The sequence below is a fragment of the Micromonospora zingiberis genome (assembly GCF_004331455.1).
GTDB lineage: Bacteria > Actinomycetota > Actinomycetes > Mycobacteriales > Micromonosporaceae > Micromonospora > Micromonospora zingiberis.
On the sequence record NZ_SJJR01000001.1, the window covers coordinates 50,524 to 75,256 of the forward strand.

At 71.2% G+C, this 24,733-nt stretch carries 19 protein-coding genes; 13 read left to right on the top strand and 6 right to left on the bottom strand.

Annotation, left to right across the window (positions count from 1 at the left end):
- Window positions 1–17: 17 nt before the first annotated feature.
- The 6 genes from E0H26_RS00210 to E0H26_RS00235 form a co-directional block, all read right to left on the bottom strand.
- Window positions 18–509, bottom strand: a complete 492-nt coding sequence (locus E0H26_RS00210) for a GNAT family N-acetyltransferase (protein ID WP_131299235.1) — start codon at window positions 507–509, stop codon at window positions 18–20.
- Between the two features lie 50 nt (window positions 510–559).
- Entirely contained in the window at window positions 560–1,114 is a 555-nt protein-coding gene (locus tag E0H26_RS29510; RefSeq protein WP_206024779.1) for a hypothetical protein, read from the bottom strand.
- Window positions 1,115–1,156: 42 nt separating this feature from the next.
- On the bottom strand, window positions 1,157–5,617 hold the full coding sequence (locus E0H26_RS00220; protein ID WP_165521722.1) for a CHAT domain-containing protein: 4,461 nt from the start codon (window positions 5,615–5,617) through the stop codon (window positions 1,157–1,159).
- A 179-nt stretch (window positions 5,618–5,796) separates the two neighbouring features.
- A complete protein-coding gene (locus E0H26_RS00225; protein WP_240741940.1) occupies window positions 5,797–8,442 on the bottom strand; it encodes a DUF6493 family protein in 2,646 nt (881 codons plus the stop codon).
- A complete protein-coding gene (locus E0H26_RS00230; RefSeq protein ID WP_131299242.1) occupies window positions 8,439–9,776 on the bottom strand; it encodes an SWIM zinc finger family protein in 1,338 nt (445 codons plus the stop codon). Before E0H26_RS00230 ends, E0H26_RS00225 begins: the two co-directional genes overlap by 4 nt.
- Window positions 9,777–9,935: 159 nt before the next feature.
- A complete protein-coding gene (locus E0H26_RS00235; RefSeq protein WP_240741941.1) occupies window positions 9,936–11,222 on the bottom strand; it encodes a multidrug effflux MFS transporter in 1,287 nt (428 codons plus the stop codon).
- Window positions 11,223–11,401: 179 nt separating this feature from the next.
- Here E0H26_RS00235 and E0H26_RS00240 point away from each other — a divergent pair, with 179 nt between their 5' ends.
- The 13 genes from E0H26_RS00240 (at window position 11,402) to E0H26_RS00300 (ending at window position 24,725) form a co-directional block, all read left to right on the top strand.
- On the top strand, window positions 11,402–11,902 hold the full coding sequence (locus E0H26_RS00240; protein WP_131299245.1) for an NUDIX hydrolase: 501 nt from the start codon (window positions 11,402–11,404) through the stop codon (window positions 11,900–11,902).
- A gap of 105 nt (window positions 11,903–12,007) precedes the next feature.
- Entirely contained in the window at window positions 12,008–14,215 is a 2,208-nt protein-coding gene (locus E0H26_RS00245; protein ID WP_131299248.1) for a hypothetical protein, read from the top strand.
- Window positions 14,216–14,430: 215 nt separating this feature from the next.
- Window positions 14,431–15,126, top strand: a complete 696-nt coding sequence (locus tag E0H26_RS00250) for a hypothetical protein (RefSeq protein ID WP_240741942.1) — start codon at window positions 14,431–14,433, stop codon at window positions 15,124–15,126.
- 95 nt (window positions 15,127–15,221) lie between these two features.
- A complete protein-coding gene (locus E0H26_RS00255) occupies window positions 15,222–15,737 on the top strand; it encodes a sigma-70 family RNA polymerase sigma factor (protein WP_131299254.1) in 516 nt (171 codons plus the stop codon).
- Window positions 15,727–16,497, top strand: a complete 771-nt coding sequence (locus tag E0H26_RS00260) for an RICIN domain-containing protein (RefSeq protein ID WP_131299257.1) — start codon at window positions 15,727–15,729, stop codon at window positions 16,495–16,497. Before E0H26_RS00255 ends, E0H26_RS00260 begins: the two co-directional genes overlap by 11 nt.
- Before the next feature lie 215 nt (window positions 16,498–16,712).
- Window positions 16,713–17,474: a DeoR/GlpR family DNA-binding transcription regulator gene (locus E0H26_RS00265; protein ID WP_131299259.1), complete on the top strand. Its 762-nt coding sequence runs from the start codon at window positions 16,713–16,715 to the stop codon at window positions 17,472–17,474.
- Window positions 17,475–17,528: 54 nt separating this feature from the next.
- Window positions 17,529–18,890: an ABC transporter substrate-binding protein gene (locus E0H26_RS00270; RefSeq protein WP_131299262.1), complete on the top strand. Its 1,362-nt coding sequence runs from the start codon at window positions 17,529–17,531 to the stop codon at window positions 18,888–18,890.
- A 52-nt stretch (window positions 18,891–18,942) separates the two neighbouring features.
- Entirely contained in the window at window positions 18,943–19,875 is a 933-nt protein-coding gene (locus E0H26_RS00275; protein WP_131299265.1) for a carbohydrate ABC transporter permease, read from the top strand.
- The gene (locus E0H26_RS00280) at window positions 19,872–20,714 is read left to right on the top strand and encodes a carbohydrate ABC transporter permease (RefSeq protein WP_131299268.1); all 843 of its coding nucleotides are present in this window, start codon (window positions 19,872–19,874) and stop codon (window positions 20,712–20,714) included. The genes E0H26_RS00275 and E0H26_RS00280 overlap by 4 nt, the downstream gene beginning before the upstream one ends.
- Window positions 20,711–21,697, top strand: a complete 987-nt coding sequence (locus E0H26_RS00285; protein ID WP_131299270.1) for a zinc-dependent alcohol dehydrogenase family protein — start codon at window positions 20,711–20,713, stop codon at window positions 21,695–21,697. Before E0H26_RS00280 ends, E0H26_RS00285 begins: the two co-directional genes overlap by 4 nt.
- Window positions 21,698–21,918: 221 nt before the next feature.
- The gene (locus E0H26_RS00290) at window positions 21,919–22,560 is read left to right on the top strand and encodes a M23 family metallopeptidase (RefSeq protein WP_240741943.1); all 642 of its coding nucleotides are present in this window, start codon (window positions 21,919–21,921) and stop codon (window positions 22,558–22,560) included.
- Between the two features lie 82 nt (window positions 22,561–22,642).
- The gene (locus E0H26_RS00295; protein WP_131299275.1) at window positions 22,643–23,104 is read left to right on the top strand and encodes a hypothetical protein; all 462 of its coding nucleotides are present in this window, start codon (window positions 22,643–22,645) and stop codon (window positions 23,102–23,104) included.
- A gap of 85 nt (window positions 23,105–23,189) precedes the next feature.
- Window positions 23,190–24,725 (top strand): ABC transporter substrate-binding protein, encoded by a 1,536-nt coding sequence (locus E0H26_RS00300; protein ID WP_131299278.1) that lies wholly within the window; start codon window positions 23,190–23,192, stop codon window positions 24,723–24,725.
- Window positions 24,726–24,733: the final 8 nt, after the last annotated feature.

The following is a 24,733-nucleotide window of genomic DNA, read 5'->3' on the forward strand; positions in this document are numbered from 1 at the left end:
CACGCGCGGCCAACGGCTCACCGTTGCGCACCCGCCAGGGACTTGCGCATCTGCTGGGTGACCACCCGGTAACCAGACCTCGCGTAGAGCCCGACGGCGCGGGCGTTGTCGCCGAAGACGTTCAGTTCGATGGCCGCCACACCGTGCCGGCGAACGACATCCTCCCCGGCGGCCAGCAGCGCCCGCCCGTACCCCGCCCCCCGGTGGGCCGGTTCGATCTCGATGTCGTAGAGGAACGCACAGTCCGGGGCGCCACGCGGATGGGTGAGCCCGATCCACAACACCCCGACCGGGGTTCCGTCCCGCAGTTCACCCTTCAGGAACAGCATGCCCGCCGTGGTGAAGCCGGCCGGCAACAGGGCCTCGTTACCCTGCCGAGCCAGTTCCAGGGCCGTCTCGGCGGCCCAGTTGTTGGCCGCCACCTGCTCGTCGGCAAAGGCCCGCACCACACCTACCTGCCACCGATCGAACTCGGCTTCGGTCATGGCCCGCACAGTCAGCTCAGACATGCGCGCGATGCTGACACAGCACCGCCCTGCGGGCGAAGGATTATCGATCCTCAGTCGCGGGTGAGGCCGGGCGGCAGGGCGTCCTCGTCGGGTCCGACCCGTCGGGCGGCGACGAGCGGATCATGCTCCAGCGCGCCGATCAGGCCGCTGCTGCCGCCGACGCAGGACCAGGTGTCGTCCCAGAGGGCGGAGACGAGCCACGAGCGATCGGCGGGAAAGAACAGGTCCGGCAGCGTACCCTCGCCCCGCATGTGACCCGTCCGCCAGGTGAGCGCCGCTTGCGGACCCGCCTCCACCAGCACGTACGACCACTCCCAGTAGAGGGACACCCGCGCGGCGTCGGGGAAGACGATGTCGTGGGCGCCCGTGTCGAGATAGCCCAGCCACCACGGCTGATCAGGGGTGTGCCGGACGAGTTCCTCGACCACGGCGTGTTCCTGGGCCCTGAGGTCGGCGTCGCCGGCCGGGTGGAAGGTGGCATAGGCGTCGAACAAGGGCGGAATCGCCGTGGTGACCGAGAAGCCCTGGCTGGTCTGCCCAGCGAGCCACGCCACGTCGCCGGCCGTACCGATCCGCCAACTCCGCCCGTCCCTGGTCACGTACATGCCTCCCATTCAAGCCGATCCGCCAACCGGCGCGGACCGCTGTCACTGCTCATCGCCGCCAAGGCTCCGAAGTCTTTCTTGAACGAACGCCAGGTCGCGTTGGGCTTGGGCGTTGGTGGGGTCGTTGTCGGCGAGGTGTTGGGTGATGGTGAGGGCGGTGTGGTAGGCGGTTGCTGCGGTGGTGAGGTCGCCGCGTGTTTGGGCGAGGTCGCCGGTTTTGTTGTGGGAGATGCTGAGGTCGCGTTGGGCTTGGGCGTTGGTGGGGTCGGCGTCGGCGAGGCGTTGGGCGATGGTGAGGCTGGCGTGGTAGGCGTTTGCTGCGGTGGTGAGGTCGCCGCGTGCGTGGGCGAGGTCGCCGGTTTTGTTGTGGGAGATGCTGAGGTCGCGTTGGGCTTGGGCGTTGGTGGGGTCGGCGTCGGCGAGGCGTTGGGCGATGGTGAGGGCGGTGTGGTAGGCGTTTGCTGCGGTGGTGAGGTCGCCGCGTGCGTGGGCGAGGTCGCCGAGCCTGTTGTGGGAGATGCTGAGGTCGCGTTGGGCTTGGGCGTTGGTGGGGTCGGCGTCGGCGAGGCGTTGGGCGATGGTGAGGGCGGTGTGGTAGGCGGTTGCTGCGGTGGTGAGGTCGCCGCGTGCGCGGGCGAGGTCGCCGAGCCTGTTGTGGGAGATGCTGAGGTCGCGTTGGGCTTGGGCGTTGGTGGGGTCGGCGTCGGCGAGGCGTTGGGCGATGGTGAGGCTGGCGTGGTAGGCGGTTGCTGCGGTGGTGAGGTCGCCGCGTGCGCGGGCGAGGTCGCCGAGCCTGTTGTGGGAGATGCTGAGGTCGCGTTGGGCCTCTGCGTTGGTGAGGTCAGCGTCGGCGAGGCGCTGGGCGATGGTGAGGTCCGCTTGGTAGGCGTTTGCTGCGGTGGTGAGGTCGCCGCGTGCTTGGGCGAGGTCGCCAAGCCTGCCGTGGGAGATGCTGAGGTCGCGTTGGGCTTGGGCGTTGGTGGGGTCGGCGTCGGCGAGGCGTTGGCGGATGGTGAGGGCGGTGTGGTAGGCGGTTGCTGCGGTGGTGAGGTCGCCGCGTGTTTGGGCGAGGTCGCCGGTTTTGTTGTGGGAGATGCTGAGGTCGCGTTGGGCTTGGGCGTTGGTGGGGTCGGCGTCGGCGAGGCGTTGGGCGATGGTGAGGCTGGCGTGGTAGGCGGTTGCTGCGGTGGTGAGGTCGCCGCGTGCGTGGGCGAGGTCGCCGAGCCTGTTGTGGGAGATGCTGAGGTCGCGTTGGGCTTGGGCGTTGGTGGGGTCGGCGTCGGCGAGGCGCTGGGCGATGGTGAGATCCGCTTGGTAGGCGGTTGCTGCGGTGGTGAGGTCGCCGCGTGCTTGGGCGAGGTCACCGAGCCTGTTGTGGGTGATACTGAGGTCGCGTTGGGCTTGAGCGTTGCTGGGGTCGGCGTCAGCGAACTTTTGCGTGACGGCCAGCAGCTTGAGGGTGCGGTGGTAGGCGGCGTCGAGGCTCCCCGTTGCCATCAGCGCTGCGGCTTCCCGGTCGGCCAGGGGTAAGAATCTGCGGTCGTCGGTTGGCGCCCATCCGATGACGTCGCCGAGGAACGTCGCGACCGACAGCTCACCAAGCTGACGGGCGATCATTTCTGCGGCGGCCAACGCGAAGCTGATCATCTCGGTGTTCTCGTTGAGCTCGGCATAATGGCGGGCTATCTCGACGAGGTCGGTGAACGCGCCCCGGTTGGCCTCCAGTCGACGGAAACGCATCGCGATCGCGCGGCGGTGGCGGTTCGGGCCGGTCGGTCCCTGGTGACGGGCGAGGGCCTCGGCGACCCAGGCGAGCACGATCAGGTCACCGTCGGCGGTGCGGCTCAGCAGCGTACTGTCGATCAACCGTTCGACGGCCGCCTCGCCGTCGGCGTCGCGGACCGGGCTGTTGGCGCCGTCGTGGCGGTAGGCGGTGAGCAGGTCGGCGACGGTCATCTCGGTACGCGAGACGGCGGCTTGCAGCAACAGGTCTCGTTCGAGTTCGGTCAGGCCGGCCAGCAGGGTGTCCAGCAGGATGTCCCGACTGCCCAGCACGATCGCTTGGGCGACCGCGTCGTCCAGTGGGCGGGGGCGGGTGACGTCGACGCCCTCCGCCCTGGCCAGAGCGTGCAGCTTGAGGGTGGCGGTCTGCAACACCGCCCGTCCGTGGCGGCGCCGTAGCGCGTCGACGAACTCGACCAGCCGGGGATGGCCGCCGATGGTGGCGGCGAGCGTACGACGTTCGTCCGGGTCCAGTTCGGTGAACCCGTCGAAGCGCAGCATCATGCGTCGCAGTTCCGAGGCGGTAAGCGGCGGGATCGCGATGTGATGCAGCAGCGCCGCCCCGCCGGGGACGGGGTACCGGCAGGTCACCAGGATCCGGCCGCGTTGCGCTGCCGCGCACAGGGCAGGGAACACGTCGGCGAAGCTGGCGTCGGTGAACTGCTGCCCGTCCTCGGTCAGGTTCTGCTCGAAGTCGTCGAAGAGCAGCAGCACCGGCCACTGGCGCAGCAGCTCGCCGATCACCCCCAGCATCCCGACGTCGTCGCCGGCCGCCGCCAACGCCCCGCGCAGCGCAGGCAGGGCCTGCCCGACGGCGCTGGCCAGCGCCTGGGGGCTCCACGCGCCGACGTGCACGACGGGCACCCAGCGCTCGGCCGCCAACCGGGACTGGATCCGCCCGGCCGCCGCGGTCTTGCCGATGCCGCCGATGCCGGTCAACACCACGCCGGACACCGCCCCGGTCCGGCTCACCCACTTCGCGTCGCCGCCCAGCACCCCGATGGCCTCGCGCATCACCGCGCGCCGGCCGATCAACTCGCCGATCCGCAGCTGCCGCACGGTGCCACCGGCCGGCATCACGGTCCGCCGGGTCAACGGCAGCGCCGGCCGGTCCGCATCCCGCAGCGCCGTGTCGTCCCCGACGCCGAGGAGCATCGGAACCCCGTACTCCGGTGGGCCCGGCTGCCGGGCGGCCCGGCGCTGTTCCTCCAACTGGCGTCGGGCATCGGCCAGCGCCTGGCCCGGCGTCACCGTCGCTCCGGCGGCGAGCGCCTGGTAGAACAGCCGGGCCAGTTCGGTGGCGTACCGGTCGGTGACCGACGCCTGCATGGCCAGCACCCGGTCGGCGCCGGCCCGTACCAGCATGCTGGCCAGGTTCGCCGAACCACCCGCGCCGCTGCGGCACGACGACAACACGATCAACGGCAGCGGTCGCTGCCCGGTCCGCAACGCCTGCACCAGGTCGGCCGCGCCGACCTCGACCGGGGCGCCGTCCTCGTCCTCCAACATCACCCCGGTCGCCGAGCCGTGCGCGGACAGGTGCAGCACGTGGTACTGGTCGTCGCGCAACGCCTCGCCGATCTGCCGTGCGCCGGCCACCTCCAGCACCCTGACCTGGCCCGCTTCGGTCTCCGACACCGGGGACACCGCGTCCAGCACGGCCTGCATCTCCGCCTCGACGGCCAGCGCCGGCGCCGGCGTACGCGACTCGTCCGGCGCCGCCACCGCGACCAGCAGCTTCAACGGGCCGGCCTGCGGCGCGACCGCGTCGTGGTCGCAACCACGCAACCGGCGGCGCATTCGTACGCCCGCGAGTGTGCCCAGCAGTCGGCCGTCGGCGAACCGCAGCAACTCGTACGGCAGCGCCGACGCCGCCTCGTCCACCACCACGACGACGTCCAGGGTCGAGCCCAACTGCCACCGATCCACCAGTTGCTCGATCCGCGCCGCCGACGCCCCCAGCAGCAGCGTCCACAACTGGCTGCCCACCTGGGCGAGCCGATCCGCGACGGCGAGCGGATTCCCCTTGCTCAGCCCGTCCCAGACCGACCCGACACCGACCGGCAAGCCGCCGGTCTCCTCTGACAGGGCGCTGCCCGACAGGGAGGCCCGGCAGGTGACCACGGCCCCGGCGAGGGTGACGTCCAGGACGAGCTGGTGAGCCGAGGCGAGCCCGACCCGCCGGCTGGGCTCGGTGCTCCGCGACCCGCGCGGCGCCAGGTCACCCAGCGGCGGCTCCACCTCCCACGGCTGCCCGGTGAGCACCCGGAACAGTCGATCCACACCCTGCTCCGAAACCTCGGGGAGGACGTAGCGGGTCGTCGCGGCCCGCCCGAGAAAGGCGGGAATGTCCTCGACCGAGGCTCCGGGTAACACCACCGGCAGGAAACGCAGCCGGCCGGCGGCCTGATCCTCGTAGAACGCGTCGCGGATCAACGCCGCCTCGAACTGCACCCCCCGGCCCACGTCGGGCGCGGCCCGCCCCTCAGCCCGCAACCGGTACTGCGGCGACGCGATGACCAGCACGAAGTCCGCCTCGCGGACCTGCTCCATCATCCACAGCGACCAGTCCACCGGCTGCTCGGCGGCCGGCAGGTCAAGCCGGGCGTCCACTCCCAACCGTCGCAACAGGAGCCAGAGGTCCCGTACGGTCTCGCCGAACTCCGGGCTTTCGTGGGCGTACGACAGGAAGACCCGCACCCCAGGATCGCGCTGACCCACGACCGCCCCCCAACATCCCGGCGCCGACCTGAACATTCCACTCTGATCACCGGCGCCCGGCCAACCGTGCAGCTGTCGTAAGCATGACAACGAAACTTCCCATGGGACCGGGGGTGCCCGGCCACGCGACCGGAACGGTGGGCGGGCCCGGCCGCGACCGGGTACGCCCACCGTCGGTGTCACCCGGTGCGCAGCGCCCCGTGTAGCCGGCGGGCCTCGGTGACCAGGCGACTCGACCCGCCGCGCCCGGCGACCTCGGCCAGACCGGGCACCTCGATCCGGACGCCGCTGGCGGTGGCCGTCCCGGTGGCCAGGGTCAGCAGGTCGGGCAGCCCACGCAAGGTGGCCGGCGCGCCGAGCAGGGCCGGCAGCGCGGCGGCCAGCAGCCGCCACACGGTCAGCGGCGCACCGGCCTGCGCGGCGTCGCGCAGCGGCTCGACCACCCGGGACAGCTTCACCAACTGCCCGGCAGCAAGCTGCCCGAGTTGCTCGCCGGTGCCCGCCGGGTCGAACTGTCCGCTGGCGGCGAGGCTGAGCAGGGCATCCAGGGTGGCGATCCGGTCGGCGGCGTGCCGGGCACCCAGGCCGTACGCGACGGCCAGGTCGAGGGCGATCCCACCCGGGCCGGTGGCCTCGGCCAGCAGCGGCAGCACCGCCGTGCCGTCGCTCCCGTCCCGGTCCGCGGTGCTGGCCACCATCGGTAACAGGTACGCCGCCGTCACGCCCCGGTGCCCGGGCAGCAGCGAGGGCCAGATCCGCGCGCAGTCGCAGTAGTCCACCGCCAGTGGTGCCGGGTCGGCGGTCAGCAGGCCGAACCGGTCCTGATAGCCGTCGGGCGGACGCAACTCGACCAGGATCCGCTGTGCGGGCATCTGGAGGTACTCCCAGTCGAAGTCCGACCGCCGCGAGCGTCGGCCGATCAGGCTCGCCCGCATGACCGGCTGCGGCAGCCCGCCCTCGCGCAGCCAGGCGGCGATCCGGTCGCCGGTCGGTGTGCCCAGCGCCGCGGCCTTGCCGGCGGCCGCCTCGTCGCCGCCGGTGGGCAGCCGCAGCAGCGCCTGGTGCAGGTCCCACGTCCACGGCCGCTGGTCGCCGAGCGCGGCCACCCGGTCGACCAGGACGAACGGGTCGAGGGAGCCGTTGGTCGAGGTGGGCGTGGCGAGCAGGCCGGGTAGCCCCGGGTCACCGAGGCGCAGTCCGATTTCGGCGAGCCGGGCGCGCATCAGCCGGTGCGGTCCCGGCACCCGGGGATCGTCGCTCACCGGCTCCGGCCCGGGGCGGGCCGGATCGAACCGGCGTACGGTGGCCAGCAGCGCCTCCCAGCGGCTGAGCCGGCGAGGATGCCGCTCGGCGGCGGTCCGGAACACGCCGACCACCAGGCCGCACAGGCAGCGCGGGTCGTCAGCGTCGTCGTCGCTCCAGGACCAGTGCCGCCGTTCGACGACCGGCCCCAGGGCGTCGGCGACCCCGGAGCCGTCGCGGGCGGCCAGCCGGACCACCCCGTCGAGGATGCGTTCCAGCCCCACGCCCGGCGACGGGTTGCCGAGCAGCGCGGCCACCTCCTCGGTGAGCTCGTCCACGTCGGTGATGGGCGGCAGGGCCGGCGCGGGCGGGGTGGGCGCGGGCAGGTCGTCACCGCGTGGCTCGACGACCGCCGGAGCGGGTCGGGGCTGGTCGAGCCCGTGCCGGGCGGCCAGCACCCCGGCCCGGTCCCGTACCTCGATGGCGGGATGCTCGGCGGCCACCGCGATCACCTCGGCGATCTCGGCGGCCCGGTCCCGATGCTGCCGGGCCAGCCGGTCCAGCCAGGCCAGTTGGGCCCGGACCAGGGTCTTCTCCGGGCGGCCGAGCACCTGCCGCGACGTGTCGAGGAGCGACTCCACCGGCAGGTCGGGCAGCTCCCGCAGCGCCTTCTGGGCCAGCGTGGCCACCGGCGCCGGGGCGTCGGTGAGCAGCCGCAGGTAGTCGCCGCGGCGGGCGGTGACCTCGGCGGCGGAGGGCTGGAGCAGGTCGAGCAGGGTGGTGAAGGCGCGCAGCGCGCCGGGCCGGTCCCCGCGCAGCAGCCGACCGATCGCGCCGTCGATGAGCAACGCCCGGTCGACCAGTTGCTCTCCGGTGAGCCGGACCAGCGCGGTCAGCAGCGCGTGCCGTTCCCGGTTCTCCCAGTTCCGGTAGACGACCGCGAACATCATCTGGCTGCCGATGCCGTCCACCTCGAACAGCCGGGGCAGCATGACCGGCAGGAACGGGTCGCCGCGCAGCAGCTCCACCACCGGCACCGGCCGGCCCCGGTGGTATCGGTCGGGAATCTGGAGCGCGTTCAGCCACAGCTGCACCGACCGGTCGTCGGTGGGGGGTGCGGCACCTTCGGCCCGCAGCAGCGCCGCGACGAACTGCCACCGGTCGGTCCAGGACTGCTGGCTGAACCGGGCCGCCATCCGGTAGGCCAGGTCGACGAGCCAGTCCACCCCCCGCTCCTGGGCGACCCCGCGGACCAGTTCCGCCGCACGACGGCCGGCCAGGGCGATCGAGTCGCGGCCGAGGATCGCCGCCGCCTGGGCTGCGGTGGGTAGGCAGCCGACGACCAGGACCGCCAAGGCGGTGCCGGTGCCGTCGTTCCACCAGGTGTCCCGGTCGCGTCGCTTGAACCAGACGGTCAGCTCCCCGGCGATCTCCCGCCGACGCTGCTCCGACAGGCCGACCAGGGCCGCCGCGATCACGTCGGCGTGGCCCTTCGACACCAGATCGAACAGGTCGCTGGTGCCGCCGACGGCCAGTTCCTGCTGCCGGCGCGCGGTGCCCGGCAGGAATTCGACGCGCGTCACACCCGCTCCTCGACCTGGTTGCTGGTCAACATCCGGGCGGCCAGGGCGTGCCGGCACGGCCCCCGCTGCCCGCGATGCTTGGCCCACCAGTGGCAGGTGCAGGTGAGCGCCCCGTCGGCGAGTTCGCGCACCCGGTACACCTGGCCGTCGCTGCGTACCGTCACCGCACTGCCGTCGTGCTGCACCGCCCCGGCCTCGATCAACGCCCGCGCCCCGACCAGTCGGGGGTTGTCCCGCTCGGCCCGGCCCGCGTCGTACGGCATGACCCGGTGGAAGTACGCCGCCTCGGCCACGTCGTAGCCGACCCGACCCGCGGTGCCCAGCTGTGCCAGGGCACCCCGGACCCGACCCGCGTCGACGCCCGCCTGGGTGGCCAACCGGTCCACGTCGACCGTCGGGTCCCAGGACAACAACGCCGAGATCAGGTCGGCGTCGTCGACCACGTCGTCGCCGGCCAGCGCGGTGAGCGCGGCGCCCTCACCGGAGAAGCCCCGGTACGGCTCGGGGGAGAGGGTGAGCGACAGCCGCAGTGCGCCGGTGTCGAGCTCCCACACGCTCGGCACGGCGGCGGTACCGGCGGTGACCGTCGGCCCGTACACCCGCAGGGTCTTCGCGAAGCGCAGCATCGGGCGCAGCGCGGCCAGTCGGCCCGCCCCGGCCAGGCAGACCGCACCCGGAACCGGCCGCGAGGTCAACCGCAGCGACCGGCCCGCCGGCACCACCCAGAGCACCGACCGGTCGTTGCCGGTGGGCAGCCGGCGCAGGAACGCCGCCGCCTCGGCCGCCGGCACCTGCGCCCGCGGCTCGAAGCGCGCGGCCAGCACCTGCACCTCGGCGAAGCCACGCAGCCACCGCACCGGCAGCGGCACCTTCTTCTCCACCACCTCGCCATCCATTGTGGACACTGTCAGGTCGTCGGGGCCGACCGACAGGTGCAGCGGGTCCAGGCCGCCGACCCGAGACAGCGCCTCGCGTAGCGGGGTGTTGACGTCGACGTTGGTGGTGCCGTGCTCGACCACGTCACCGTCGAGCCCGTCCGGCAGCGCGTCGAGCCGCGCGTACACCCCGCAGCAGCCGGAGAAGGACTCGAAGCGCAGCCGGTCCCGGCTGCCGGTGACCACCGGGTCGAGGCTGGCCGGGCTGACCGGCCGGTGGTAACGGGTGCGGGCGACCTCGGCCACGGCCAGCAGGCCGACCGCCGCCGCCTGTGGGGTGGTGAGGAAGCCGGTGAAGAAGCGGGGATTCGGCGCGGGCCCGCCGCTGGTCTGCAGGGCGAGCGAGCCCTGACCGAGCGTCGAGGAGGCGAGATAGCGGTACGTCTGGACTGCGTTCACGCCGCCGGACGGTAGAGCAGGACTCCGACAATTATTCCGTCGGAGCGGTGTCCAGGAACGTCGGCGGTGTCGCCTCGGCTGGTCCCGGTCCTAGCCGAGATCTTGGTACGGAACGGCCTTCACGGGGGCCGCTTCGTACCAAGATCCGCGAGATGGAACCTAATGGGTGGCGACGGCTACCGCGTCTGGTTCCACCTCGACGGTGGACAGCCGGGTGGGACGCACCACGACCAGCAGTACGACCAGTGCCGCGACCAGGCCACCGGCGATCACCACGGCCATCGCCACCGCGCCGGTGCCCAGCACGCCGACCAGGGGCGCGGCCACCGCGCCGATGCCGAACTGCACCGCGCCGAGCAGGGCGGAGGCCGTGCCGGCGGCCTCTCCGTGCCGGCTCAGCGCCACCGCCGGAGCATTCGGCATGGCCAGGCCGGTGGCGGCGAGCACCACCCACAGGGATGCGAGCAGGGCCGGCAGGCCACCCAGCCCGGTGGCCGCGACGCCGAGCAGCACCAGGGCGGCGGCGGATCCCACGAACAACGCGGCCGTCAGGATCCGCTGCGGTGTATAGCGGCGCAGCAGCCGTACGTTGGCCTGGGTCGCGGCGATCAGGCCGATCGCACCGGCGCCGAACGCGAACCCGAACCGCTGCTCGTCGAGCCCGTACTGCCCCTGCAGGACGAAGGAGGAGCCGCCGACGTACGCGAAGATCGCCGCCATGGCCAGGGCGGCGACCAGCACCAGCCCGACGAAGGGGCGGTCCCGCAGCAGCGTGCCGTAGAGCCGGACGGTGGGCACCACGCCGCCGCGCTGACGGCGCTCGGGTGGCAGGGTCTCCCGCAGCCCGAAGATGGCGACGAGCATCAGCAGCACCCCGAAGACCACCAGCGCCACGAAGACCCCCCGCCACTGCGTCCAGCGCAGCAGTTCGCTGCCGATCGTCGGCGCCAGCACCGGCGCGGCGCCCATCACCAGCAGCAGCCGGGAGAGCAACCGGGCGAAGGACGAGCCGCTGAACAGGTCCCGTACCACCGCCATCGCGATCACGGCGGCGGCCGCCGCGCCCAGTCCCTGGACGACCCGCAACGCCCCGAGCACCGCGATGCTCGGGGCGAGGGCGCAGCCGACCGAGGCCACCACGTGCAGCGCGGTGCCCGCGATCAGCGGTGTCCGGCGGCCGACGGCGTCGGAGAGCGGGCCGATCAGCAGCTGGCCCAGGGCGAGGCCGACCAGCGTGCCGGTCAGGGTCAGCTGCACCGCCGCCGAACTGGTGGCGAAGTCGTCGACGATCGCCGGCAGCGCCGGCAGGTACATGTCGATGGTCAGCGGACCCACCGCGATCAGCGAGCCGAGCACGAGAATGAGGCGCAGGCGCTGCCGAGGGCTCATCAGGTCACCCGGCATCACCCGCTGCGGTGGCGCCACGGCGGGGTCGACGGCGGTCATCGGATGGGCTCCGGGTGGCGCGGATTCGGGGCAGGCTGCGGTACGACGATCACACCTGGCTGCAACCCGTGCCCGGCGAACTGATTCCCGGTCCGGTCATTGGTAACGCAGGTCACAACCCCGTGCACCGCCGCCACGTTCCGCCATCGCACGACCTATCTGCCTAGGATGCTTTACGGATGGTGGCGCAGCCCGCACCGGTCGCGGGCCCACCGGAACACCGCTCCGCCGAGAGAATCGACGGCATGGAGAATGCCGTCGTACGGGCCGTGTGTGGGGCGGTGATCCAGGACACGGCGGGTCGCGTCCTGCTGATGCGGCGCAACGGGGAAGGCACCTGGGGCCTGCCCGGCGGGGGAGTGGAGCCCGGCGAGACCTGGGAGCAGGCCACCCTGCGGGAGTGTCAGGAGGAGACCGGCTGGCAGGTCAACCTGCGCGGACTGCTCGGCGTCTACAGCGACCCGGCCACCCAACTGCACCGGTACCCGAGCGGCCTGCTCACGCACTTCTTCGGGGTGGTGTTCCTCGCCGACCCACGGCACCGGGTCGGCGAGCCGGACGGCGAGGCCTCGGAACTGGGCTGGTTCGCTCTCGACCGGCTACCGGAACCGGTCTTCGCCCCGGACGTGCCGGTCCTGCGAGACGCCGCCGGCTACGACGGGTACCCCTTCATCCGATAGCCGGTACGGCCCGCGCCGAACCGGCTGTCGATCAGGGCGCGCTCTGGTTGGCGCTGGTCCTTACCATCGAGGGCAGTCCACGTCGCTACCCTCTGCGAGGCGTCGATGTCATATCGTGAGCGCCCGGTCAGGTTCCTGTTGTCGCTGCTCACCACCGACATCGTGGTGCGCCTGGCGGCGGTGGTGCTGGCGGGACTCATCGTCGTCCGGGTGTTGTTCGCCGGGGCCGACGGGTTCCTCTCGATCGTCCTGGTCCTGGCGGCGTCCGTCCTGCTCTGGGGTCTGGTCTGGCTCTCCGGGAAGTTGCGTTCGTTGCTCACCCGCACGCCGCCCGAGCCGGGGGACTGGTTGTCGACGTCCCGGGTCGCCTCGTTCCTGACCACCCGCTCCCGCTCCCGGCTCGCCGCCGTGCTGGCCCTGCTGATCCTGGTCGTCCATGCGGGGATCACCGGCTACGTGAGCGTGTGGACGATCCTGGTGGCGATCGCCCTGGCCGCCATCGCCACGGTGCTCAGCCCCGACCTGCGGCTGGTCGCACTGCTCGGCGGCACGGCCGTGGTGTTCGCCGCCGCCACCGTCTTTCTCGCCAGTGCGTTCAGTGGCAGCACCGAGGCTCGGGCCCTGGCCGTCTCCGTCGCCGGTGTGGTCCTCCCCGTGCTGGTCTCCAGCAAGATCGGCCAGGCCATCAAGCGGCCGGCGCTCACCGTCACGCACCACATCGTGCTCGCTTCGCTCACCCTCACGCTGAGCTTCCTGGGGTGGACCCGCGAGGACTGGCTGCCCGGCGTCATGCAACGCTGCTACACGCTGCCGACATCGAACGGGATCACGTTCCTGCGCGCGTCCGCCGAGGACGGCCGCTGTTACGGACTGCTCGACACCGCCGACCCCGGGGTGTTCGCCACGGCTGCCTTCGGCGGAGACCCGGTCACCGTCGAACTGCAACGTCAGATCCTGGCCAAGAACCGGCCGCAGCGCGACGACGACCTCACTGTGGTCTGGCTGGGTTCCCTCTCCTGTGACCCGCTGCCGACCGACAAGACCCGGTGCGCGGACGGCCGCGACTATCCGTCCGAGCGTGACCAACTCCGCGCGCTGCTGCTCATGCAGGAACAGATGGCTCCCAAGGATGAGAACGAGGGCGGCGCGCTGCACGTGGTCATCGCCGATGCCACGCAGGATGTCAGGCATGCCGACGAGGTAGCCAAGATCATTGTCGAGCGGGAGCGGGAACTGGGTCCACGCCGGGTCGTCATTGGCGGCGGTGACAGCCGCGACGTCACGCAGCGCGCCATCAACCGGTTGCTCGACGCGGGCATACCCTTCATCGCCCCGAATCTGCTGGCCGATCTGGGCGCGCCCGGCAAGCCGTTCGTGGACCGAGACGGATACCTGCAACTCGCCCCGCCCAACCTGGAGTACGCCAAGGACACGGTGGCCCGGCTTCAGGAGCGTTATCGGGACGGGTTCCGGCTGGACATCTACCAACACGTGGAGGCCACCGACCAGTACACGACATCGCTGGTCAACGACCTGCTCACGGCGGTGAGGACGGCATCCGGCGCCAGCGCGAGGCATCTCGCCAGCCTGGACCGGATCGACGAGACCGCCTGCACAGGCAGTAGCCGGCAGGGGCCACCGACGGCGCTGTACTTCGCGGACCGGTGGACCCGGTTCGCCGACTTTGTCCGGCGGGTCAACGAGGTCTGCGGTCACTCGCAGCCCCAGTTGGTGATCGCCGATGTCTCGGTCAGCCGCTTCATGGCCAACCATCAGCTACGCGCGGTCAGCAACGCGGACTGGCCGGTCAACTTCTACGTCAGCGGTCCCGGCTGCATGAGCCTGCCCCGATCGACGTACGAGCTGCTCCGCGGACAGGTCGAGGAGGCGCGCGACCGGCTGGGCCTGCGCCCGGGGGCGGCGTTCGAGTGCCTCGGCCGGGAACAGCATCCCGAGCCGGGGAAGGACCGGCGTGCCTGCACGCTCGACGCGTCCGCGAAGTTGACCAGTCAGCCGTGCGAGGCCAACGACCTGGGTACCTACCTGATCCCGACGCGGGACGCGGTGCTGTTGGCCGATGCGCTGGTGTTCCCCGATCCGTCGACATCGGGTCTGGACGGGCTCTATGCGGCGAAGACCTGGTTGAGCACGGGTGCCGCAGCCTCCGTGACCGGGGGCAGGCTGGACAGGCACACCATCGACGTCCTGATGTGGCATGCCGATGCGCTCTACGACCCGACCAGCGTGGTGGAGACGCCCAGCGAGGAGCTTCGGCTACCGGACGATCCGGCAACCGGTCTTCGAGCGCAGTGATCGCAGTTGTTGACCCAGGACGGCAGCGCTGCTCGCCGTAACCGCAACGGTGCGCCTGGTAACCGCCAGGCCGTGGCGCGCCCGTCCACGCGAAAATCCGGCGGACCAGTGAAACCCGGCGCCATCCTCCCGCGTCATCAAGCTGGATCGACCGGGGACCACCAGCCGGCAAGGCTGCTGGCCGCATAGTCGAGCAGCCGGGAGGAACTGTGTTGGTGAGTAGGTGGCTCGCTGGTGTGGGCCTGGTGCTGACCGGCGTCGCCGTGACGGCCTGCGGCCCGACGTCGCTGTCCGACGGCGATGCGACGAAGATCGAGGCGGGACCGGCGGTCGAACCGGGGCCGGTGATTGCGGCCGGGCCTGAGCCGGTGTCAGCGGTGGTGCCGCCCGCGAAGGCCCAGGCGAGGGCGTCCGGTGGGTCGGCCGCGGCCGCACCGCCGTCGAAGCCGAGCGCGGATCCGGTGCTCTCCGGCAAGCGGCGGATCACGATCGTCCGGGTCGGTGCGTTCGAGTCGGGACTGGCGCTGCTCGACGGCGGGCGGCTGGCCGAGGTGGACGACAACCAGGGCCGGCAGGTGTTCGTGCCCACGCCGCTCGGCTCGGGGGAGTTTCTGATCAAGGCGTACTACGGCGGGGGCACCGGCACGCCGATCTGCTGGCAGGTGCGTAACCCGAACAACGGCCAGCCGCTGTTCGTCCGGGGCGCCGCCTGTCGGGCGGACGACCCGGCGCAACGGTTCGTCATCGCCGCCGCCCCGGCCGGAGGTCCCCGCGAGTACGTGATCAGCAACCGGTGGGCGTACCTGCGCGATTCCGCCCGATCCGGTCTGATCCTGGAGGAACTGGGCGACGCCGCACCGTTCAGCAGCTTCCGGTTCAACGACACTGGCCCGGCTCCGCGCCAGCAGTGACCCCGGTGCGGCCCGACCGGGCGAACTCGCCTGGTCGGGCCGCACCGCCGTGGCCGGTTTCTCAGATCAACCAGGTCGGGTGGAGACTTTGACCGATGCGTGACGCAGCGGAGTTCGACGCCTTCTACTCCGCGTCCGTGCAGCGGGTGCTGGGTCAGTTGTACGCGATGATCGGCAACCGGGCCGAGGCCGAGGACGCGGTGGCGGAGGCGTACGCCCGGGCCTGGGACCGCTGGGCCGTGGTGCGGGAGTGCGACAGCCCGGAGGCGTGGGTACGTCGGGTCGCCTACCGGGTGGCGGTCAGCGCGTGGCGCAAGACCGTCAACCGGCTGCGCGCCCATCGGCGGGAGGCATCCGACCAGCCGGTCGAGGCCACCTCGGTCGACCATGTCGCGGTCGTGGCGGCACTGCGGCGCATCTCCAGCGAGCAACGCCGGGTCGTGGTGCTGCACCACCTGGTCGGGCTCAGCGTGACCGAGATCGCGGCGGAGGTCGGCAGCAACGAGAACACGGTCAAGACGCGGCTGGCCCGGGGCCGCCGGGCGCTCGCCACCCACCTGACCGAACAGGAGCATGTCAGCATGGACGGAGGGCGCAGCCGTGAGCTCTGACCACCAGCTCGACGACGCCCTGCGGGCGCTGGCACGGCAGGGCGGGCAGGGCGGCCCGATCCCGGCCGTCACCGACATCCGGCGACGCGGCGACACCCGCCGCCGACGTCGGCGGACGGGCTCGGTCGCGCTCGCCGCCGTCGCCGTCGTCGCGCTCGGTACGGGTGTCGCGCTGGCCCGCCTCGGCGAGCCCGCGCAGCCTACCCCCGTCGGCCCGCCCGGCCCGGTCATCGAGTCACCCGTCGTCACCGATCCGTCGGTCGATCCGTCCGCCGGCCCCTCGGTCCCGCCCAGTTCCCCGCCCGTGGTCCCCCCGAACAACGATCGGCTGCTGTCCGGCAAGCGGCAGGTCACCATCGTGCGTACGGGGGCGTTCGAGGCGGGGCTGTCGCTGCTCGACGACGGCCGGCTGGCCGAGGTCGACGGGGACGAGGGGCGCCAGCTGTTCGTGTTCACGCCGTCCGGGCCCGACACGTACCAGATCCGTACCGCCGAGCCCGGCACCGACCTGACCGACACCTGTTGGGAGGTCCGGTCGTCGGGCAGCCAGCCGCTGCGGGTCGAGGCGGCCCCCTGCGCGCAGGACGAACCACGCCAGCAGTTCACCGTGGTCCGCGACGGTGAGGCGACGTACGCGATCAGCAGCCACTCGGCGTACCTGCAGGAATCGCGGACCTGGGGACTGATCCTCGAGGAGGCCGGCGACGCGCCGGCGACCACCTGGTTCCGGCTGGTCGACAACGGTCCCGCGCCCGAGTGACGGTGCCCGACCGGGCGCGGCGGGTGGAAAGCGGGCGGCGTCGGGCCCGATTCGGGCAGACAGATTGCGGCTCATGTGCCTGATGCCCGTTATCTCCCGCCCGTTCGGTGCCGGCAAGCGGGCAGCAAAACCACCGGATTGACCGACATGTGACCGGGGTCACCGGCCGGTGAACAGTGTTACAAAAAGACACACAGGCCGACGGGAGGTGCACAGTGGACGCGAACCAGCGCCGACACCACATCCTCGCGTCGGCCCGCCGCCAGGGCGACGTCGACGTGCGCAAACTCGCCGCCGAGCTGGCGGTCGCGCCGGAGACCATCCGACGTGACCTGGCTTTGCTGGCCCAGCAGGGTCTGGTCCGCCGCACCCACGGCGGCGCCTACCCGGTGGAGACCGCCCGGTTCGAGACGACCCTGGAAACCCGGGCCACCCGGATGGTCGTGGAGAAGCGGCGGATCGCCGCCGCCGCGGTCGAACACCTCGGCGACGCCGAGTCGGTCTTCATCGACGAGGGCTACACCCCGCAACTGATCGCCGAGGCGTTGCCCACCCACCGGCCGCTGACCATGGTGACCGCCTCCCTGCACACCGCGGCGGCGCTGGCCGCGTACCCCAGCATCACCGTGCTGCTGCTCGGTGGCCGGGTCCGCGGACGGACCCTGGCCACCGTCGACCACTGGGCCACCGGCATGCTCGCCGGCTTCGTCATCGACCTGGCCTACATCGGGGCCAACGGCATCTCCCGCAAACACGGCCTGACCACGCCCGACCCCGCCGTCGCGGCGGTCAAGGCCAAGGTGCTGGCGGTGTCCCGGCGGGTGGTCTTCGCCGGCGTGCACACCAAGTTCGGCAGCCACAGCTTCTGCCGCTTCGCCGACGTGGCGGACCTCGACACCATCGTCACGGACAGCGCGCTACCGGCGTCCGAGGCGCACCGTTACTCACTGCTCGGACCGATGGTGCTGCGCGTCTGAGCGCCACCGCCCGAGCCCTCATTTCCCACCACCACACCACCATGGAGGTTCGCTGTGCCCAAAACACGATCTCCGCAGCGATGGCGCGGCGCACTCGCCGTGGCCCTCACGGTCGTACTGACCTCGACCGCCTGCTCCGGAGCCGGCGGCGGCTCGTCCGGCGACGGGACCGCCATCACCGTGCTCATGGTCGGCAACCCGCAGATGGAGGACCTGGCCCGGATCACCGCCGACAACTTCACCAAGGAAACCGGCATCACCGTCCGGTTCACCATCCTGCCCGAGAACGAACTGCGTGACCGGGTCACCCAGGACGTCGCCACCCAGGGCGGCCAGTACGACGTGGCCACCATCGGCGCGTACGAGGCGCCCATCTGGGCGCAGAACGACTGGCTGCACGAACTCAGCTCGTACGCCGACGCGGACACCGGATACGACAAGGGTGACCTGCTCGACCCGGCGGTCGCCTCGCTCTCCGGCGCGGACGGCAAACTCTACGCCGCCCCGTTCTACGGCGAGTCGTCGTTCCTGATGTACAACAAGGAACTCTTCGCCGCCGCCGGCCTGACCATGCCGGAGCGCCCGACCTGGCAGCAGGTCGCCCAGTTCGCCGCCCGTCTCGACGACAAGCAGGCCGGCATCGCCGGCATCTGCCTGCGCGGACTACCCGGCTGGGGTGAACTGTTCGCCCCGCTGACCACGGTCGTCAACACCTTCGGCGGCACCTGGTTCGAGCAGGACTGGACGCCGAAGGTCAACGCTCCCGAGTTCACCGAGGCGACGAAGTTCTACGTCGACCTGCTGCGGGCACACGGCCAACCGGGCGCCCCGCAGTCCGGCTTCACCGAGTGCCTCAACACCTTCGGCCAGGGCAAGGCCGCCATGTGGTACGACGCCACCTCCGCGGCCGGCACGCTGGAGGACGCCAACTCCAGCACCGTGGCCGGCAAGGTCGGCTACGCGTACGCGCCGGTCCACAAGACCGACTCGTCGGGCTGGCTCTGGGTGTGGGCCCTGGCCATGCCGAAGACCACCAAGAACGCCGACGCCGCCTGGCAGTTCATCTCCTGGGCCACCGGCAAGGAGTACGAGAAGCTGGTCGGCTCCTCGCTGGGCTGGTCCCGGGTGCCGGCCGGTAAACGCCAGTCGACGTACGAGATCGCCGAGTACCGCGAGTCCGCCGCCGCGTTCGCCGACATCACCCTCAAGTCCATCCAGGAGGCCGACCCGGTCAACCCCGGCGTGCAGCCGCGACCCGCGCTCGGGGTGCAGTTCGTCGGCATCCCCGAGTTCGCCGACCTCGGCACCAAGGTCTCCCAGGAGGTCTCGGCCGCGATCGCCGGCCAGGTCAGCGTCGACAAGGCGCTCGCCGACGGCCAGCGGTTGGCCGAGGAAGTCGCCAGTAAACACCGGTAGTCGCCAGCCGGGGCCGGCCCGTCCGGCCCCGGCCCTGCCCCGAGGTGGATCGATGAGTACGACCATCACCACCGGTGCGGACGCGACACCGCGCCCCGCCGCCCGCCCCACCCGCCCCGACCGCAAACAGCGCTGGTCCCGCCGCGCGCCGCTGCTGCCCGCGCTGGTCTTCGCCATCGTGGTGACCCAGGTGCCGTTCCTGTTCACCGTCTACCTGTCCACGCAGAGTTGGAACGCGCTGCGGCCGGGTAGCCGGGAGTTCACCGGCCTGGCCAACTACGCCACCGTGCTCAGCGACGACCGGCTCCGCGCCGCGCTGGTCAACACGGTGGTGCTCACCGCCTCCTCGGTGCTCGTCTCGGTGCTGCTCGGCCTCGGCCTGGCGCTCCTGCTCGACCGCAAGTTCCCCGGCCGAGGCATCGTGCGCACACTGCTGATCACCCCGTTCCTGGTGATGCCGATGGCGGTGGCGCTGCTCTGGAAGCACGCCATCTACAACCCGTCGTACGGCCTGATCAACGGCATCTTCGGCGGCAACACCGACTGGGTGTCGCAGTACCCGATGGTCTCCGTGGTCGCCGCCCTGGTCTGGCAGTGGACCCCGTTCATGATGCTGATCATCCTGGCCGGGTTGCAGGGCCAGTCCCTGGAAACCCTGGAAGCCGCCCGGGTCGACGGCGCCGGGCCGTGGCAGACCTTCACCCGGATCACCCTGCCCTACCTGCGTCCCTACCTCGAACTGGGCGCCCTGCTCGGCTCGATCTACCTGGTGCAGACCTTCGACGCGGTCTTCACCATCACCCAGGGCGGCCCCGGCCGGGCCACCACCAACCTGCCGTACGAGATCTACCTGACCACCTTCCGCAAGTTCGAGTACGGCGAGGCAGCCGCCGCCGGCGTCGTGGTGGTGATCGGCACCATCCTGGTCGCCACCTTCGCGCTGCGGGTGATCTCCAGCCTGTTCCGGATGGAGGACGCGCGATGACCCGTACCGCCAATCCGGCCCGCCGTGGCGCGGGCCTGACCGGGGCCGTCTGGACCGTGCTGGCCTGGCTCGCCGGCCTGCTGTTCTTCCTGCCGGTGCTGTGGATGGTGCTGACCGGCTTCAAGCGGGAGGTCGACGCCGCCAGCAACCCGCCGTCCTGGTTCTTCACCCCGGTCCTGGACGGCTACCGGCAGGTCTTCGACCGGGACCTGATGCCGTACCTGCTCAACTCGCTGATGGCCAGCGTGATCTCCACCCTGCTGGTCCTCGTGCTGGCCACCCCGGCGGCGTACGCGCTGTCCATCCGGCCGGTGGCCCGCTGGCGCGACGTGCTGTTCTTCTTCATCAGCACCAAGATGCTGCCGGTGGTCGCCGCCCTGCTGCCGGTCTACCTGCTGGTGCAGAACCTCGGCATGCTGGACAACGTCTGGACCCTGATCGTGCTCTACACGGCGATGAACCTGCCGATCGCGGTCTGGATGATGCGGTCGTTCCTGCTGGAGGTGCCGACCGCGCTGATCGAGGCGGCGGCGATGGACGGCGCCAGCCTGCCGGTCACCATCCGGCGGATCCTGCTGCCGATCGTCGCACCCGGCCTGGCCGCGACCGCACTCATCTGCTTCATCTTCAGCTGGAACGAGTTCTTCCTGGCGGTCAACCTGACCGCCACCCGGGCCGGCACCTCACCGATCTTCCTGGTCGGTTTCATCACCTCCGAAGGGCTGTTCCTGGCCCGGCTCTGCGCGGCGGCGACGATCGTGTCGTTGCCGGTCGTACTGGCCGGCTGGATCGCCCAGAAACAACTCGTCCGAGGACTCTCCATGGGGGCGGTCAAGTGAAGGCAGCAGTCATCGTCACGCCAGGCCAGGTCAGCGTCGAGTCGACGCCCGACCCGACGCCCGGCCCCCGGGACGTGGTCGTCGAGGTGGCCGGCTGCGGCATCTGCGGCACCGACCTGCACATCATGGACGGCGAGTTCGCCCCCGCGTACCCGATCGTGCCGGGGCACGAGTTCGCCGGCACGGTGGTCGCGCTCGGGCGGGACGTCACCGAGCTGCGCGTCGGCGATCCGGTCGCCGTCGACCCGTCGCTGCACTGCGGCGAGTGCTACCAGTGCCGCCGGGCCCGAGGCAACCTCTGCGAACGGTGGAACGCCATCGGCGTCACCGTTGCCGGTGGGGCGGCCGAGTACGCGCTCGCCCCGGTCCGCAACTGCGTGGTGCTGCCCGAGGGCGTCGCGCCGGCCGACGCCGCGCTGATCGAACCGCTCTCCTGCGCGGTACGCGGCTTCGACGTGCTGCCCCGCCGGCTGGCCGACCACTACCTGATCTACGGCGCCGGCACCATGGGCCTGATGATGCTGGAACTCGCCAAACGCTGCGGCGCGGCAACCGTCAGCGTGGTCGACCCGAACCCCGACCGTCTCGCCACCGCAGTACGACTGGGCTGCTCGGCGAGCGCCGCCAACGCCGACGAGTTGGACCGCCCACGCGGCTGGGACGTCGTGATCGACTGCACCGGCGTGCAGGCCGCCATCTCCGACGGCCTGACCCGGGTCGCTGCCGCCGGCACGTTCCTCCAGTTCGGCGTCTCCGAGTACGCCACCCGCGTCCCGGTCGAGCCGTACCGCATCTACAACAAGGAGATCACGGTCACCGGCTCGATGGCCGTCCTGCACAGCTTCGAGCGCGCCGCCGAGCTCTTCGCCGCCGGCGTCCTGGACCCGGCAGTCTTCATCAGCGACAGATTCCCCCTCGACAAGTACGCCGACGCGATGACCCAGTTCCGCGCCGGCATCGGCCGCAAACTCCTCATCACCTGACGGCCGCTGTCTCCCGGATCTTGGTACGAAATGGCCCCCACGGAGGCCGTTCCGTACCAAGATCCGCGGCTATTCCCGGCGGCGCCGAGTACGGAGAGCGGGTCGGCCAGGTGACCCGGGCGGGTGGTACGCCGATCGGTCAGCAAGGCGGGACCGACGGTCGGCCGCGCCCACTGACCGTCCGAGCGTCGGCGTCGTCGACATCTGACATGCTTCGGGGCGTGACGACCGGCCACCCCCGATCCCACCGGCGCAACCGCCGCCGGCTACCCCGTCTGCTGCTCGCCATCGGCGTGGTGGGGGTGCTCGCCGCCGTCGCCTACGTGGTGGTGCCGCAGTTGTTGCCGCCCGGGCCACGACCGCTGTTCCAGATGCCCGTCGGATGCGGCGAAACCTGGCAGGTGGGCACCTACCCCGGTCACGGCGACTACGACGTGGACTTCTTCCCACTGAAGGGCGACCAGTGGGGGCAGCCGGTGCTCGCCTCGTACGCGGGCACGGTCACGGTGGCCGGGATCAACGGGTCGTTGGGTGGTCGTACGCCGGACAACCCCGAGGGGCCCCGGGGTCGGGGTGGCGGCTACTGGGTGAAGATCGACCACGGCGGGCGGTGGGAGACGCAGTACCTGCACCTGCTCGAACCGCCGATGGTCGCCGTCGGCGACCAGGTCGTCCAGGGCGAGCAGATCGGCCGGATCGGCAGCACCGGCAACTCCGGCGCCCCGCACCTGCACTACGAGCAGCGGGTGGGCTGGCGGAAGGTGGAGACCTGGTTCGACGGGCAGCCGTCCGGCATCACCCACGACGATGCCGAGTACACCATGCGGTTGACCAGCAACAACTGCGCTGGCGCGCAGTCGTAGCCGCCGTCGGCCCAGACGATCGGAACGCCGGCCGGCTGGCGGTGGGCGGGCGATGTCGTACCCCTTTGTTGGGATGTCGGGCATGGGTGTGCTGTACGACTACTTCCGGGCCGTGGACGACGCCACGGCGGTGCAACTGATGGCGGATCTCGATGGTGGCCCGGTCGTCACCGTCGACGGACGCCCCGGGATCGACGCGATCGACCTCAAGGGCATCGACCCGGCCGTGACGTTGGGTCAACTGGTGGCGCTCGCGCGTGGCGTGCCCTGGCAGGACGACCTGGTCGGCGAGCGGCTGCTCTGGAACGCCGGCGAGGAGGGCCCCTGGTTGACCTCCCTCGATGACACCACAAGGGACACGCTGGCCTCGATCACCCCTGCCCAACTGCCCGAGCTGTCGGCCGGTTGGGGGCGGACGGAGGAACTCGCCTGGGACGGTCCGCTGCCCGCCGACCAGATGCAACCGGTGGTCGAGGCGGTCGCCGCCCTCGCCCGACGGGCCCGCGACGCGGGCGAAAGCCTCTACTGCTGGTGCTGTCTGTAGCGCCGACGGACAGCACCGTGCCCTGCCGGCTGGGCGGTTTACGGCTAGCGTGGGGCGAGGAGCCGAAGAATCCAGGGGAGGACCATTGTCCAGCACCAGATTCCGGTTGGCCGGCGCCACCTGCGCCCTGATGCTCGTCGCCGTCGCCGGATGCACCACCGGCGAGGGCGTGGACGTCGACGGGGCCGACGGGGCGAGCGCGGGCGGTGTCCTCAACGCCGCCATCGGCGGCGAGCCCGATCAGCTCGACCCGCACAAGACCTCGGCCTACCACAGCTTCCAGGTGCTGGAGAACGTCTTCGACACCCTCGTCGAGCCGGACGCGAACCTGGCGCCGCAGCCGTCGCTGGCCACCGGCTGGACCACCAGCGACGACCAACTGACCTGGACGTTCACCCTCCGCGAGGGGGTCAAGTTCTCCGACGGGTCGGCGCTGACCGCCGAGGACGTCGTCTACTCCTACCAACGGATCATCGACGAGAAGCTGAACACGGCGTACAAGTTCGGCACCGTCAAGTCGGTTGCCGCGGCCGACCCGACCACCGTGGTCATCACCCTCAACGCACCCACCCCGAACCTGCTGGCCAACCTCGGCGGCTTCAAGGGCGTGGCGATCGTGCAGAAGGCCAACGTCGAATCGGGCGAGATCACCACCAAGCCGATCGGCAGCGGCCCCTTCGCGCTGGGCAGCTACACCTCCGGCGACAACATCCAACTGGTGCGCAACGACAACTACTGGGGTGAACGGCCCAAGCTCGACGGGGTGCGGTTCAGCTTCGTCAGCGACCCCACCGTGGCGTTGCAGAACCTGCGCGGTGGCGAGGTGCAGTGGACCGACAACCTGCCACCCCAGCAGGTCGCCGCCCTGCGCGACGGCGACGATCCCACGGTCGAGTCGCTCCCGTCGACCGACTACTGGTACGTGGCCCTCAACCAGGCCCGCAAGCCGTACGACGACGTCAACGTACGCCGGGCAATCGCGTTCGCGTTGGACCGGGAGGCGATCACCAAGGCCGCCAAGTTCGGGCTGGCCACCGTCAACCAGACCGCCATCCCGCAGAACAGCGCCTTCTACTACGAGTACGCCCCGTACCGGCACGATGTGAACCAGGCTCGGCAACTGCTCGACCAGGCCGGGGTCAGCGACCTCACCATGGACCTGATGGTGACGAGTGAATATCCGGAGACGGTCACCGCCGCGCAGGTCATCGCGTCGCAGCTCGCGGGCATCGGCGTCAACGTCAACATCCGTACGTTGGACTTCGCGCAGTGGCTCGACGAGCAGGGCAACGGCAACTTCGACTCGTTCATGCTCGGCTGGCTGGGCAACATCGACCCGGACGAGTTCTACTACGCCCAGCACCACAGCGGCGGGACGTTCAACTTCCACAAGTACCACAACCCCACCGTCGACCAACTGCTCGACCGGGCCCGCACCGAGACCGACCAGGCGGCGCGCAAGCAGCAGTACGAGCAGGTGGCCAAGCAGATCGTCGACGACGCCAGTTACATCTACCTCTACAACCCGGACGTGGCACAGGGCTGGTCGAAGCAGGTCACCGGCTACCAGGTACGCCCCGACCGGGCGATCCGCTTCCGCGACGTGGCGCTGGCCCGGTGAGTCGGCAG